The sequence below is a fragment of the Arthrobacter sp. UYCo732 genome (genome assembly GCF_040547265.1).
GTDB lineage: Bacteria > Actinomycetota > Actinomycetes > Actinomycetales > Micrococcaceae > Arthrobacter.
Window position 1 is genome coordinate 45,463 of sequence record NZ_JBEPPJ010000016.1, and the last position, 13,535, is coordinate 58,997.

Sequence of the window (13,535 nt, forward strand, 5' to 3'; positions counted from 1 at the left end):
CGCACGGCGCCTGTGATCCGGCATCATGGATCTATGCCCGCAGCTGAATCCCCTGTCATCATCCCGGTCGGCGACCTTGAGGTCTCCGGCGTTTATGCCCGCCCGGACCACCCCTTCGCGACGCTGGTGCTGGCGCACGGGGCAGGCGCAGGCATGGAGCACCCGTTCATGAGCGGTTTCACCCGCGGACTGAACGACGACGGCGTTGCCACCTTGCGCTTCAACTTCCCCTACCGTGAGGCGGGTCGGAAGTTCCCGGACCGGCCACCGGCGGCCATCGCCACCTGGCGTGCGGCCATGGAGGAAGGCGCACGCCAGAGACTGGCACACGGAGGCAGCGGGCCGGTCTGGGCAGCCGGCAAATCGTTTGGTGGCCGGATGGCGTCCATGGCCGTTGCGGAGGGAATGGAGGCCGCCGGACTCGTCTACCTCGGGTATCCGCTCCACCCACCGGGCAAACCTGAAAAGCTTCGGGACGGGCACCTCTACGGCCTCACGCTGCCCATGCTGTTCTTGCAGGGGTCCCGCGACACCTTCGCCACGCCGGAGTTGCTGGAAGGTGTGGTGTCCCGGATCGGCCCGTCAGCGGTGCTGGAGTGGATCCAGGGCGGGGACCATTCCTTTGCTGTGGCCGGGACCAAGAGGGACGCCGCGGAGATCGGCGCGTCGCTTGCCCCCGCCGTGGCGGAGTTCATGCGGACCCGCCTCTGACGCCGGACAACCAAGCACCTCCGGGTACCCCGGACCCGGCCGCTAGGATGCGTCTTCGTGCCACCAGCCTTCCCAAGCGGTGGCGCTCAATTGGCCGGTGGGGAAATCGGTCATCCCATTCCCGCCATGATGGGGGCGGCTATCCTCGCCCCGGCCGGAGTCAAGCAGGAGGTTCAGGCTACTCAAAAGCAACATTCGTACGTCCCTTCATGTTGTGTCTGGACCACGTTGTCCAAGTAGGAACGAGCCTAACGGCGTGGTGTTTCAGGGGGTCGACGCAACGTTTCGGCTGCGTATCGGACATCTCACCCCGGGCAACGGGGGAAAGTCAGCCACCAACATCACATCCTGGCTTTGGTCCGCGCGGTCGCCTGGGCAGTCCAGGGGTCCTCGGGCCACGGGTGCCTGGGATAGCGGCCCCGCATCTCGGCCCGCACCTGCGCATACGGACCGGACCAGAACGAGGCCAGGTCATCGGTCACAGCCAGCGGCCGCCTCGCCGGCGACAGCAGATGAAACAGGACCGGCACCCTGCCGTCCACCAGCCGCGGGGTCTCGGCCCAGCCGAAGCACTCCTGCAGCTTGACCGCCACAACCGGCCGCCCGCCGTCGTCCGCGCGTGCCCCTGCACTTTCCGGCACGGCGTCCGCCGGCACCGCGTTCTCCGGCTCTGCATACTCCAACACGTCGGGGTAGTCGATCCGCACCATTGACCCGCTCGGTACCTTCAGCGTTTCCGGTGCCAGTTCGGCCAGTCGGACCGCCGCCGGCCAGGGCAGCAACCTCCGCAAGGGATCGGTGAGGTCAATAGTGCTGGTGGCCGCCCCGCCGGACAGCTTCTCGAGCTCCGGACCCAACCACGCGTCCAGGTCCGCGAGGAGCGCCCGATCCGAAACGTCCGGCCAGGGCGCGCCCAGCTCTCGGTGCAGCAGGGCGAGCCGGCGGCGCAGCGCGTCTGCCGCCGTCGACCATCCGATGGTTCCAAGCCCCTCCGCCGACAGTGCGCGGGCGACGGCGGCGCGTCCGTCGGCGGGAGAGGGCCGGACGGGGGTGGAGGACAGGCTGATGGCGCCCAGCCGCCGTTCCCGGCGGGCCATGACCCGGCCGCGGCTGAACCCTGCTTGAACGGTATCGGTCAGCAACTGCGCGGCGGCTACCTGCGCGAGATCCGCCGTCAGCGGAGCGGCGGAGCGGATCACGGCGCCCGTTCCGGCCGCATCCATGCCGGCCGCGCGCGACACCTCCGCGACGGCCAGCCATTCGTACCCGGAGAGTGGGCTGCCCGCCGGCAGTCCCGCACGCGTTCCGGAGGACAGCAGATAGCGCGACTGACCTTCCCCCGGCACACGCCGCGCCACCCGGTCCGGGAACGCCAGCGCGACGACGACGCCCAGCGCCTCAGCGGCGGTCACGGGAGCAGTGATAACAGAAGGCCCGACGGCAGCGCCTTCCTTCCGCGCGATCGTTTCCAGCCGACGGACGTCCTCCGCCCAGCGCCGGGAAGCGGGCTCCTTACCGGCGCGCAGGGTGGCAAGAAGGACTGTGAGGTCGGCACCCGGGGCACGCTGGTCCCCCGCCACCAGGGCAACTGCTTCAGCGGCCCTGTGATGTCCCACGGCCGCGGCACCGTCCAGGAGCGCGCGGGCAAGCCGCGGATCAGCAGGGACCCTCGCCAGGGTCCTGCCCAGACTGGTGGCGTGCCCGTCACCCCCGACGGCGCCAAGCTCCTTCAGCACCTCGACGGCCTCAGCCATGGCCGCCACCGGTGGTGCATCCGGAAGCGCCAGCCCCTGGCCGCCGGGCGATCCCCAGCAGGCCAGGGTTAACGCCGCGCCGGTCAGATCCGCGACAGCGATCTCCGGGGTCACATGCGCCGGAGCGGCACCGAAGCTTCTTTGGTCGTAGCAGCGCACCACCTGTCCGGGCCCCTGCCGCGCGGCCCGGCCGGCACGCTGTTCCGCCGAGGCCCGCGAGCAGGACACTGTCACCAGCCCGGACATGCCGCGGTTGGCGTCCCGGCGCGGTTCACGGGTCAGTCCGGAATCGATAACCAGCCGCACGCCCGGCACTGTCAGGGAGGATTCCGCCAGATCCGTGGTCACGATAATCCGCGCCGGACTGCCGGGCCGGCGACCGGAAACGGTACGGTCCTGTTCGGCCGGGCTGACCTGCCCGTGAAGCTCCAGGACCTCTGTTCCGGAGACGGCCCGGCCGCGAAGCCGGGCTGCCACGTACCCCACTTCCCAGGCGCCAGGCACAAACACCAAGGCATCGGTGCCGCCATCCCGCGACAACGCACCAGAGTGGGACTCCGCTGCTGTATCTGCCACGTGGTCCAGGAACCCTCGCGCCACTCCACGGCCGTCGAGCCGGGCCGTGGCCGCTGGAACCCATTGAACCTCCAGGGGGTAGAGCGCTGACGGGCAGTCGACGACGGGAGCCGGGCCGCCGCCGTCGTCCCCTGTTCCTCCGATCAGGGCGGCGAAACGGGGTGCGTCCAGCGTGGCGGACATCGCCACGAGGGTGAAGTCTCCGCGGAGCTGGCGGACTTCGCTGAGCATGCCCAGCAGCAGATCGGTTTCGAGGCCGCGTTCGTGGACCTCGTCCACGATGACCGCACCGATGGTCTCCAGGCCCGGGTCAGCAAGGAGCCGGCGCAGCAGAATGCCGGGAGTGACGAACTCCACCAGCGTATCCGGGCCGGCCTGCCGCTCGCCGCGGACCGTGTACCCCACGCGGTTCCCTACCTGGCTGCCATCGAGGGCAGCCAGACGCCGGGCGGCTGCACGCGCGGCGACGCGCCGGGGCTGGGTGACCACCACGCGCGGTCCCCCCTGAACCGACGCGAGGTTGGCGAGCAGCGGCGGGACCAGTGTTGTTTTGCCGGTTCCGGGGGGCGCCTGCACTACGGCTGTCCCTGCTGTACCGCCCGCGCGCAGCACCGTGGCCAGTTCCGCGAGCGACGCCGCGAACGCCAGGCCGGTACTGATGGCCCCGAGGTCAAAGGCACCCGATACAAGCCGGACAGCAGGGGCGGCGTCGGGGCTGTTCGATGAAGTCACCCGTCCATTGTCGCCGCAATCCGGTGGGCTCCGTCAGGGCGCGTCCCGCCTGATAGGTCAGACTGGTAGTCAACCTTCACGAAAGCAGGACCCCTTGATACACCTCCAGCAGGATTCCGAAGGCTTCATCCGCATGAAGAAGCACTTTCCGGCCAGCACTCCCGTGACCATCATCTTCAGCGACGGCTCCAACGAGGAGTTCTCCGGCGGCAGGCTCAACGATATCTACGACGACGCACTCGCGGAGTACCGGGCGCAGAACCATCTCGATGCCAAAGGATTCTCGCGGGGCCCGGCGAAAAAAGTGCAGACTGGAATCGAGTTCGTTGCTGTTCGCCCGGGGATGGGGCAGTAACTTAAATTACCGCGACGGGGTGACCACCATCGCCGAGCCTCCGCCGCGCCGCACGGGTTCGGCTGCGGCGACCATGCGTCCGTTACGGTCGAACTCGATGGCCGTCGCGGCCCCTATCTCGGCCGCTGAGGTAAACGCGTCGCCGGCCTTCACCAGTTTATGGCCGTAGGGTGCCAGCGAGGCTCCGTAGGCCGTGATGAACTCCGGCTCGGCTGTGACAGTAGCGGTATTCCGCTGCGCGGCACGCGGAGCGGCGATCGCGTCACTGACGCTCATGCCGAGGTCCACCCGGTTGAGGATCGTCTGCAGGACGGTGGTGATGATGGTCGATCCGCCGGGTGACCCGAGGGCCAGGAACGGCTTTTCGTCCTCAAGGATGATGGTGGGCGACATCGACGAACGCGGGCGCTTGCCTGGTTCGACCCGGTTCGGGTCCTCCGGGTTCGTCGAATCGTAGGAGAAGTCTGTCAGCTCGTTGTTGAGGAGGAAGCCGCGGCCGGGTACCACCATGCCCGAACCGCCGGTCTGCTCGATGGTGAGCGTGTACTCCACCACGTTGCCCCACTTGTCTGCGACCGTCAGGTTCGTCGTCGAAATGTTTTCGGTGTCCGCTTCGTCGGCGGCCGCTGCAGGTGCAACCGGACACACGCCGTCGTACGACTCCACGTTCCCCGCAGCAACCGGCTTCCCAGCCGCCCGAGTCGGATTGATCGCGCAGGACCGTTCCTTGCCGAACAGTGGGTCGGTGAGCGCATCAGTGGGAACGTCAACAAATGCCGGGTCACCCAGATACTTGGCGCGGTCCGCAAAGGCGAGGGCGCTCGCTTCGAGGTAGTGGTGCAGCGCGGCCGGAGTCGAGACCTCAGACAGGTTGAACGGTTCCAGGATGTTCAGCGCCTCACCCACTGTGGTGCCGCCGCTGCTGGACGGTGCCATGCCGTAGACGTCGTAGCCCCGGTACTCAACATGTGTGGGGTCCTGGTCCAGTGTCCTGTAGGCGGCGAGATCCTCCGTGGTCAGGTAGCCGGGGAAGGCCGGGATGCTGGTATTGGGAGCGGTGGCCGGCGGCACCCAGGTGGGATCCCTCGGCGGAGCCTGCACGGTGGCCGCCATCTCCTCGGCCAGTTGGCCACCGTAGAAAGCGTCAATGCCCTTCTTCGCGATGAGTCGGTACGTGTCCGCGAGGTCGGGGTTGCGGAAGATGCTTCCGACGGCGGGCGCATCGCCACCGGGCAGGAAGAGTCTGCTTGTGGGGGTGAAGGCGGAGAACCGGACCTTGTTGTCGAGGGTCTGCTGGCGGAACGTATCATCCACAACAAAGCCGTCCTGGGCCACGTGGATGGCCGGATCGAGGACGGCATCGAGGTCCCGGGTACCCCACCGCTTCAGGGCCCGTTCCCACGTGGCGAGCGAGCCGGGGACTCCCACGGAGACACCGCTGGAGACGAGCTGCGCGAAGGGGTATGCCTTTTTGGTCGCCGGGTTGATGAACGCGTCGGTGGGCATCTTCGCCGGGGCCGTTTCACGGCCGTCGATGGTCTCCACCTCACCGGTCTTCGCATCGTAGAACACGAAGTAGCCGCCGCCGCCGATCCCGGCGCTGTAAGGCTCCGTCACGCCCAGGGTCGCGGCCGCGGCGACGGCGGCATCCGCTGCGTTGCCGCCGTCGCGCAGGACCTGGATGGCTGCTGCCGAAGCGTCCAGGTCAACGGTACTCACAGCTCCGCCGTAACCGGTGGCCACGGCGCTCTTGTGATCATGCCTCGGGTCCGCCAAAGCGGGAGTGGTCACGGCGCCTGCCGTCACGCTTAGTGCCAACACTGCCGTGACGGCAGCCACTTGACGTCGCAAAGTAGGCATGATGCTCCCTCGTCAGAGTCTTGCGAAGTGTGGTTTTCGCCACCATACTCCGGAGGTTTGCGACTCTCAAGGACTGAATGCGGCCGAACAAAGCAATTGCTGGAGCAGCAGGCGGAACTGGGGCCGCCGCGGTACCGGAAATGGAGCCCCGGTTCGGCGGCCACCAGTGCGCTGGGCGGCCTGGCTTGCCTCGGGTACTACGCCGGCGGCTGGACGCCGGCGGGCGCGACCACGACGGCTGGCGAGCCCTGGTTGAGCGGGTCGGCCGTGGCGGAGGGTGCGACCACTCCGAACTCGTAGCCTTCGGCCCGCAGTGCGTCGATGGTGGCGGCCAAGTAGGTCCACTGCGACGAGGAGCAGGACAAGACGTCCTCAGCGTCGTGGAGCAGGATGATCGCGCCGGGCGCCGCCTCCGCCATCACATACTTCTGGACCCCGTCCGCACCGGGGCACTCAAAGTCGCCGGGATTGCCGACGTCCCAGCGCCAGAGAACTCCGCCGCTCATACCGATGGTCCTGAGGTAGCCCGCCGCGTAAGTGGTGCTGTTGCCGAACGGGAAGCGCATGAGCTCGGGCACCTCACCGGTGATGGCCTTGATGGCGTCGTTGGTGCGGTCGATCTGCTGCTTCTGCTCCGCCTGGCTGGTGTCGGGGAAATTGGCATGGTCCCACGAATGGTTGCCGATCACGTGCCCCTCAGCGCGGATCCGGCGGACGAGGTCGGGGTACTGCTCCGCGTGGGAGCCCTCCAGGAAGAACGTCGCCTTCACGCCCTTCTCCTTGAGGACGTCAAGGACGAACGCGGTGCGCTCGGGCGAGGGCCCGTCGTCGAAGGTCAGGCCGATCAGCGGCTCGTCGGCGGCCTGGGCCGTCGCGGTGGGGCCGCCAGCCAGCAGGGCCACGACCAAGCTCGCGGCGGCCAGAGCAACGACAGAAAACTTGCTCTTTTTCATGATGCTCATCTTCCGTTCTCAAGGTCGTCTTCGACCTTGCTAGATGAGCACCATACGGCCGCCGCTGAGGCGCTGTAAACAGCTCGCACAAACTCAGGGGAGACCCCCGAGTGGCCGGCTACGTTGCCTCACCTGAGAACCTACGAAAGGAAGCCCCTCCCTCCCTGACTGCCGGGAGGTGCTGTGGGCTTCGAAGATTTCTGCTCACGCTCACCGTGCCGGAAATAGCCTCAGGTCAAAGGGATGTGTCGGTCGGAACTGAGGCGGTGTCTGCCGGCGAGCGCCGGCGGCGGCTTGCCAGCAGGAAAGGTACCGCGAAGAGCTCGATTACCCCGCTTAGGGCCAGCGAAAGAGGGTAGCCGTAGATGTCCGCTGCCCGCCCCATGAGGGGCTGCACCACGATGCCGCCGCTCGATCCCATCAGTGAATCGAAACTCAGCACAGTTGCCCGCTGCCTGGACGCGATCATGTCGTTGAGATAGGCCTGCCGGACCGGGGTGGCGGCGGCGGAGACCAAGGCCCAGAGCACCAGCAGCAGCAACGCTACCCAAAATACGCCGGTAAAGCCCAGCGCCACCAGAATCAGTGCGCCCAGGCCGCTGGCAACGATCAGCACTGTGGTGCGTTTTCTGACCAGGCGCCGGACGGTCGGCGCCAGCCAGCCGCCCACCACCTGGGCGCCGGCCACTATACCTGCCGCGAGTCCTGCGACTGAGTAAGCGTGCGGGTCACCGAAGAGTTCCAGCAGGTACGGTTGCAGCGCGTAGAACACGTAGATTCCGACGCCGGCACTGAAGGGCGCGGCAAGCATGATGTACCGCACGGGCGGGTTCTTGAGACCCCCTTCAATGGACGCAGTCAGGACGGCCCGGGTTGCCTTGAGCGGATGCTGTGAGCGCTCCGGTGTGAACCCCACATCCCGCATCAGCAAAAAGGCCACACCGAACATTGCCAGCAGTACTCCCACCCGCAACAGGAACGGCACGCCCAGGTCAGTGACCTGCGCGATCACACCGCCAGCGGTCGAGCCAACGAGCATGGCGATGCCGGCGACCATCTGCGCCCGTCCGAAGACTGTCTCAAGCTCACCATCAAAACCGGCGAAATGCAGCGCGTCCACAAGCCACGCCTCGACGGCCCCGGAGAAGAACGTGAAACCCAGGCCCAGCAGGACGGACACCACCGCCCAGCCCCAGAAGGGTGCGGACAGCTGCCACAGAAGATAGTAGAGGTAGGTGGAGCCGGCCAGGGTCACCGTTCCGAGGAGAAACGACGTCCGGCGGCCCCACCCGTCGGCGATGACCCCGGTGGGTACCTCGAACAGGACCATGCCCGCGGTGAAAAACGCGTTGGCCGCGAAGGCTTCCAGGTTGCTGAGCCCGGCGTCGAGCAGGAAAAGCGTATTGATTCCCCAGATGAACGAGGCCGCCAGCGTGTTGCCCAGCGTCAGGGTGAGGTAGATGCGTTGGATCTTGCGGGCGAGGGCATTCATGGGGTGGCACCCGTCAACTGCTGGGCACCGGCTCGTGCCGCAGGTAGCGGCGGCTGAACCGCCCGGTACCGGCAGTCAGAGCCCGCAACTCGACGGCGTAGCGCAGGAGTTCCTGGTCCGGAACATCAGCATTGATTTCCGTCACCTCCCCCTCGGCGGAGGCTGTACCGGTGAGGCGGCCCCGGCGCCCGGACAAATCGCTCATCACGGCCCCCACGTGCTCGTCCGACACGGTGATGCTGACCGAGGACACGGGCTCGAGCAACTGGATGCGCCCCGCCGCTGCAGCCTCCCGGAGGGCCAGGGCGCCGGCTGCCTGGAAGGCGGCGTCGGACGAGTCAACGCTGTGGGCCTTTCCACCCACCAGCGTCACGCGCAGGTCCACCACCGGGAACCCTGCGGCCAGACCCTTCTGCATCTGGGTCCGGACCCCTTTCTCCACCGAGGAGATGAACGTCCCGGGGATCACCCCACCCACCGTCTTGTCCACAAACTCGAAACCACCGCCCCGCGACAGCGGTTCAACGTTGATGTCGCAGACCGCGTATTGCCCGTGGCCCCCGGACTGCTTAACGTGCCGGCCATGGCCCGCGGCCGGGCCGGCAAAGGTTTCCCGCAGGGGCGTCACTACGTCCTGGGTGTGCAGTTTCACGCCTTGGTCGCGCAGCCTGTCCAGCACGACGTCGGCGTGGGCCTCGCCCATGCACCACAGGATCAACTGGTGCGTTTCGGCGTTCCGTTCCACCCGGAGTGTGGGATCCCCTGCGGCCACCTTGGCCAGGCTCCGGGACAGGGCATCTTCGTCGCTGCGCGAGTCCGCCTCGACGGCTACCGGCATCAGCGGTTCGGGCATCTCCCAGGTGGACAGCAGCACCGGCTGGTCCCTGGCAGAGATGGTGTCACCGGTCTCGGCGCTTCCCAGTTTGGCCAGGGCGCAGATATCGCCGGCAACGCATTGCGCCACCAGCCGGAGGTTTGCGCCCAGCGGGGAATACAGATGGGTGACGCGCTCGTCGGCGTCATGGTCCTGGTGGCCGCGGTCCGCCAGTCCGTGGCCGGCGACATGAACGGGCGTGTCCTCCCGCAGCGTGCCTGAAAACACCCGGACCAGGCAGACGCGGCCCAGGAAAGGATCCACCGTGGTGCGGACCACCTCCGCAGCCAGCGGCCCGTCGGGGTCAGAGGAAAAGCCTCGCACCGGAATGCCGGAAAGGTCGGTCACCGCCGGAAGTCCGCGCTCCAGAGGAGACGGGAAAGCCCGGGTCAGGACTTCCATCAGTTCGGCAGCGCCGAGCCCGGTGACCGCGGAAGTAGGCAGGACCGGGAAAAACGAACCGCGTGCGACGGCGGTTTCCAGGTCCGTGACCAAAACATCAGTATCGATGTCCTCACCTTCCACGTAGCGGTCCATCAGGGTCTCGTCCTCGCTTTCGGCGATGATCCCTTCGATGAGCCGGCCACGTGCCGCCTCGAATCCTGCAAGCTCTTCGGGGCCCGCGGCCCGGGGCGGTCTGGACGAGTCCGTTTCGGAATAGTCAGAGACCGTCCCCTGCAGCAATCCGAGCAGGCCGGTGATCCCGCCGTCGGCCCGCAGAGGGACATAGAGCGGCACCACGGCGTCACCGAAAGCCTGCCGGCAGGAGGCAAGGACGCCGTCGTAATCCGCCCTGGGGTGGTCAACACGGGTGATGACCACGGCACGCGGCATCGCCACGTGTTCGCATTCACCCCACAGTGCGGTGGTGGTGGCATCGATGCCGTCCACGGCCGAGACAACAAACAGGGCCGCGTCCGCCGCCCGCAGTCCTGCCCGCAATTCGCCAATGAAGTCCGGATAGCCCGGCGTGTCCAGCAGGTTCACTTTGATGTTGTTGATGAGCAGCGGAACCACGGCCAATCCCACCGAGCGCTGCTGCCGGACGGCAGCGGCGTCCGAGTCGCTGACAGTGGTTCCTTCGGCGATGGAACCCTTGCGGGAAACCATGCCTTGCGCGGCGAGCAACGCCTCGATCAACAAGGTTTTCCCCGCCCCCGAATGCCCGATGAGCGCCACATTCCGCACTTGGGCCGGACCGTCTGCAGCAATGCCGGCAGCGGCGTCTCCCCGCCGCGCCTCCGGCCCGCCCCGTCCCGGTATCCGTGCTGCGTCCTTTGCGCCTTTCACTGACATGGGAACCTCCTGGCGTCGTGCCGTGTGCACCGGGCCGAATCGTGTCCTTTGATTCGACACCCTGACGGTCTGAACGGCAAGGGTGCCACCTGCGGCGGTGGTTCGTACCGGAGGATAATGGCAGCGAAACACCGGTCTGAGGAGGTCCGCATGCAAGCGCCACCGCGCATCACCGTGGAGGTTCCCGTCATCACGGTGGGGTCCGGCTTGGCTGACTACCAGGCGCTGGGCAGCCTCGTGCAGTCGTTGCGCCGGCCGCAGGGTCTCCATCTGACCCTGCTGCATGTGGGCATCCTGGCAGACTTCGCCCAGGATATTGCAGACTGGACCAAGGGCATCACGCCTCCCGGCAAGGCCGTCCGGGCGACAGTGCGCTGGCTCCAAACGCTGCCGGAAATGGAAGGCTTCGCCGGCACCTCGGAGCGCCTGATCGTGCTGGGCGGCGGCAGCACCGCCGGGCTCGAAGTGGTGGTGCCGCAGCACGTGCAGGACTACCAGGTTTCCTTGGTGGAGGGTTTGCGCGTCCTGCTGGACGGGCTGCTTGTGGACAACGTGGACGACTTCATCCTCAGCTCGGGGGCCCTCGGCTTCAGGTATCCCCATTGGGTTCCCCACGTAGCGGTTGGCCGGCCGCCGTCCCGCGAGCGCGGGCCGTGGGATATTTCCCCGCTGGCCGTTCAGTGCGGACCGTCACGGATCCGGAACGGCCGGTTCCTGCCTGCCGTCCCGTGACGGCCCCGGCAGTCCTGCCGGCAGAATTAGGTCACATGGTTGGGCCTTTTGATCCATCAGGGCGGCGTTAGCGTGGGCAGAGGGATCCGCCCGTCCGGGCAGCCTTAACACGGAGGACTCCCATGGCCACGCACGTCGCAGACTGCAGCGTTTCCAATTGTTCCTTTAACGACCACTCCAATTGCAATCCCGCCGCGATCACGGTGGGCGGCGCCCACGACCATTTGATGTGCAAAGCCCCGGAGGTCCATGTAGGCCCCGGCCGCGACAACGCGGACCGCCTCACGTACGCCCACACGTAAAGACCACCACGCAAGGCGAGAGGACGACGGCGGGACGTTCCCCGCCGTCGTCCTCTCGCGTTCTGGCCTGTTCTTGCCTGCTCTTGGCGGTCCCCGTCCGTTACTGACGAAGGTCGAGGGCGGCGAGAAGCCGGGTCACCGAGCCACCCAGGTTCCATTCGCCGGCGAGCCGCTTGAGCTCGGCCCGCGGCTCGCCCGCGACCGGGTGCAGCTGGGCGCCGGCTTCCTCGAGCGTCGGCAGCTTCAGGTCACGAACCACCCTCACCACCACGGGTGCAACCTTGAGGTAGTCGCCCGCCGCGGCGAGTTTGGACCGCACGGACGCAGACAACCCGCTTGCAGGATCCGATGCCGCCTCGAGCAGCGCGTCGAGGGTGCCGTATTCGCCAAGCAGCGCCGCCGCCGTTTTCTCGCCGATGCCTGCGACGCCGGGCAGCCCGTCCGAGGCGTCGCCGCGAAGGGTCGCATAGTCGGCGTACTGCTGAGGCAGCACCCTGTATTTCCCGACCACGACGGCGTCGGTCAGGACTTCGAGGTTCCGCATCCCGCGCGCCGTGTAGATCACCCGCGCCTGGCGGTCGTCGTTGACGAGCTGGAAGAGATCCCGGTCTCCGGTGACCACATCGACGGGGAGCTCCGCCTGGCTGGCGTAAGTGCCCACTACGTCGTCAGCCTCATGGTCAGCAGCCCCCACGACGGCGATCCCGGCGAGCCCCAGGACCCGTCGGATCATGGGAAGCTGCAATTCGAGCGCGTCCGGCACCACTTCCACGTCCGGGGCATTGGCCACCACCTCCCCCACCCGATGTGCCTTGTAGGTCGGAATGAGGTCCACGCGCCACTGCGGACGCCAGTCGTCGTCCCAGCACGCAACCAGATGCGTGGCCCCATAATCGGTGGTGAGCCGCGCGATCATGTCCAGAAGGCCACGGACCGCGTTCACCGGAGTACCGTCGGCGCGGCGGATGGTATCCGGCAGGCCGTAGAAGGCGCGGAAGTACAGGGAAGCGGTGTCGAGCAGCATCAGGCGTTGGGACATAACTGATCCTGACACGGATGCTGCTGACTGTGTGAGATCTTCGAGCCGGCTGCTAGCTGGTCCAGGCGGACGGTACTTGATCCGGTCGGCTGTCCGCATGCCGACGGATTCGATGTATTCCCTTCCTTCGGTCCTCCGGGTTGCTGATCAGCCTCGACCAGGTCTCCGGGGTGTAGCTGAACTTCGAGAGATACAGAGGCATGGCCGGATCCTTCCGTTGTTGCAAGAACTGCGGAGCCACCCAGAATGGCAGCCCCGTGACAGGTCAGCAACGGCTGCGGGGCGAGGGGGCTTGAGCTGCGCTCGCGGGCATGAGCGTCCCAGCCTTCGCCTGCATGCCCGATCTGTTCCCGGATCTGACGGCCGCCGAGATCGAACGCCGGGACGTCAGCGAATGGGCCGCCACGCACGACATCGCGCCGTCCCACACAACGTGATTTGTGGCCGGGTTGCGAACTGCGGATTTGCGGCGGCTACGCACAGCAACAGGCTCACGGGCAGCCGCGGCCCGGTCCCGGCCGGGGTAGAGGACGGAACTAGGCATCCCCCGTGGCTTCGAAGGTTTGAATGGTGCGGCGCTCCAACCGCGGGATGATCTGCGCAGCGCCGATGGTTTGAATATGGTCGTAGTCGCGGTGGGCCGCAAAGCCGGCGGCATCCGTGTACCGCTCCAAAATCACGATCTGGGCAGGGTCCTCCACGCTCTGGAAGAACTCGTAGGACAGATTCGCTTTCTCCGCGCGGGTGGCTGCGGCCATCTCGCCCAACAGCCGGAGAACGTTTTCCGTCTCCTCGGGCTTCACCGTGTAGCGGACAACTACCTGGAAATATGACTCTGCCATATCACCGTTCCTTGCTC

General features: G+C 67.0%; 12 protein-coding genes. 5 read left to right on the forward strand and 7 right to left on the reverse strand.

Annotated features, from left to right (window positions below; translation table 11 throughout):
- Positions 1 to 33: 33 nt before the first annotated feature.
- Positions 34 to 711 carry an alpha/beta hydrolase family protein gene (locus tag ABIB45_RS17065; protein WP_354217031.1) on the forward strand — a complete coding sequence of 226 codons (678 nt, stop codon included), beginning with the start codon at positions 34 to 36 and terminating at the stop codon, positions 709 to 711.
- Between the two features lie 341 nt (positions 712 to 1,052).
- On the opposite strand, the gene hrpB is transcribed toward ABIB45_RS17065, so the two are convergent.
- Positions 1,053 to 3,773 carry an ATP-dependent helicase HrpB gene (gene hrpB, locus ABIB45_RS17070; protein ID WP_354217032.1) on the reverse strand — a complete coding sequence of 907 codons (2,721 nt, stop codon included), beginning with the start codon at positions 3,771 to 3,773 and terminating at the stop codon, positions 1,053 to 1,055.
- Positions 3,774 to 3,867: 94 nt separating this feature from the next.
- Here hrpB and ABIB45_RS17075 point away from each other — a divergent pair, with 94 nt between their 5' ends.
- On the forward strand, positions 3,868 to 4,128 hold the full coding sequence (locus ABIB45_RS17075) for a hypothetical protein (protein ID WP_354217033.1): 261 nt from the start codon (positions 3,868 to 3,870) through the stop codon (positions 4,126 to 4,128).
- 6 nt (positions 4,129 to 4,134) lie between these two features.
- On the opposite strand, the gene ABIB45_RS17080 is transcribed toward ABIB45_RS17075, so the two are convergent.
- The 4 genes from ABIB45_RS17080 to ABIB45_RS17095 all read right to left on the reverse strand — a co-directional run bounded on the left by ABIB45_RS17080 (position 4,135) and on the right by ABIB45_RS17095 (position 10,603).
- Positions 4,135 to 5,988 (reverse strand): gamma-glutamyltransferase family protein, encoded by a 1,854-nt coding sequence (locus tag ABIB45_RS17080; protein ID WP_354217034.1) that lies wholly within the window; start codon positions 5,986 to 5,988, stop codon positions 4,135 to 4,137.
- A gap of 197 nt (positions 5,989 to 6,185) precedes the next feature.
- Complete coding sequence (locus tag ABIB45_RS17085; protein ID WP_354217035.1) at positions 6,186 to 6,941, reverse strand: polysaccharide deacetylase family protein; 756 nt, start codon at positions 6,939 to 6,941, stop codon at positions 6,186 to 6,188.
- Positions 6,942 to 7,176: 235 nt separating this feature from the next.
- On the reverse strand, positions 7,177 to 8,433 hold the full coding sequence (locus ABIB45_RS17090) for an MFS transporter (protein WP_354217036.1): 1,257 nt from the start codon (positions 8,431 to 8,433) through the stop codon (positions 7,177 to 7,179).
- A 13-nt stretch (positions 8,434 to 8,446) separates the two neighbouring features.
- Positions 8,447 to 10,603: an elongation factor G-like protein EF-G2 gene (locus tag ABIB45_RS17095; protein ID WP_354217037.1), complete on the reverse strand. Its 2,157-nt coding sequence runs from the start codon at positions 10,601 to 10,603 to the stop codon at positions 8,447 to 8,449.
- A gap of 150 nt (positions 10,604 to 10,753) precedes the next feature.
- On the opposite strand from ABIB45_RS17095, the gene ABIB45_RS17100 reads away from it, so the two are divergent.
- Both ABIB45_RS17100 and ABIB45_RS17105 read left to right on the forward strand, forming a co-directional pair.
- A complete protein-coding gene (locus ABIB45_RS17100) occupies positions 10,754 to 11,335 on the forward strand; it encodes a hypothetical protein (RefSeq protein WP_354217038.1) in 582 nt (193 codons plus the stop codon).
- 122 nt (positions 11,336 to 11,457) lie between these two features.
- Complete coding sequence (locus tag ABIB45_RS17105) at positions 11,458 to 11,637, forward strand: DUF1540 domain-containing protein (RefSeq protein ID WP_354217039.1); 180 nt, start codon at positions 11,458 to 11,460, stop codon at positions 11,635 to 11,637.
- A gap of 100 nt (positions 11,638 to 11,737) precedes the next feature.
- Here the strand turns inward: ABIB45_RS17105 and ABIB45_RS17110 are convergent, their stop codons facing one another.
- Complete coding sequence (locus ABIB45_RS17110) at positions 11,738 to 12,676, reverse strand: 5'-3' exonuclease (protein WP_354217040.1); 939 nt, start codon at positions 12,674 to 12,676, stop codon at positions 11,738 to 11,740.
- A gap of 311 nt (positions 12,677 to 12,987) precedes the next feature.
- On the opposite strand from ABIB45_RS17110, the gene ABIB45_RS17115 reads away from it, so the two are divergent.
- The gene (locus ABIB45_RS17115; protein WP_354217041.1) at positions 12,988 to 13,113 is read left to right on the forward strand and encodes a hypothetical protein; all 126 of its coding nucleotides are present in this window, start codon (positions 12,988 to 12,990) and stop codon (positions 13,111 to 13,113) included.
- Positions 13,114 to 13,212: 99 nt separating this feature from the next.
- Here ABIB45_RS17115 and ABIB45_RS17120 read toward each other — a convergent pair whose 3' ends face one another.
- Positions 13,213 to 13,518: a putative quinol monooxygenase gene (locus tag ABIB45_RS17120; protein ID WP_354217042.1), complete on the reverse strand. Its 306-nt coding sequence runs from the start codon at positions 13,516 to 13,518 to the stop codon at positions 13,213 to 13,215.
- Between the last annotated feature and the right edge of the window lie 17 nt (positions 13,519 to 13,535).

Coding starts and splice junctions, on each gene's coding strand:
- ABIB45_RS17065 (WP_354217031.1), top strand. CDS start 34: ATGCCCGCAGCTGAATCCCCTGTCATCATCCCGGTCGGCGACCTTGAG.
- ABIB45_RS17080 (WP_354217034.1), bottom strand. CDS start 5,988: ATGCCTACTTTGCGACGTCAAGTGGCTGCCGTCACGGCAGTGTTGGCA.
- ABIB45_RS17085 (WP_354217035.1), bottom strand. CDS start 6,941: ATGAAAAAGAGCAAGTTTTCTGTCGTTGCTCTGGCCGCCGCGAGCTTG.
- ABIB45_RS17090 (WP_354217036.1), bottom strand. CDS start 8,433: ATGAATGCCCTCGCCCGCAAGATCCAACGCATCTACCTCACCCTGACG.
- ABIB45_RS17095 (WP_354217037.1), bottom strand. CDS start 10,603: ATGTCAGTGAAAGGCGCAAAGGACGCAGCACGGATACCGGGACGGGGC.
- ABIB45_RS17100 (WP_354217038.1), top strand. CDS start 10,754: ATGCAAGCGCCACCGCGCATCACCGTGGAGGTTCCCGTCATCACGGTG.
- ABIB45_RS17105 (WP_354217039.1), top strand. CDS start 11,458: ATGGCCACGCACGTCGCAGACTGCAGCGTTTCCAATTGTTCCTTTAAC.
- ABIB45_RS17110 (WP_354217040.1), bottom strand. CDS start 12,676: ATGTCCCAACGCCTGATGCTGCTCGACACCGCTTCCCTGTACTTCCGC.
- ABIB45_RS17115 (WP_354217041.1), top strand. CDS start 12,988: ATGAGCGTCCCAGCCTTCGCCTGCATGCCCGATCTGTTCCCGGATCTG.
- ABIB45_RS17120 (WP_354217042.1), bottom strand. CDS start 13,518: ATGGCAGAGTCATATTTCCAGGTAGTTGTCCGCTACACGGTGAAGCCC.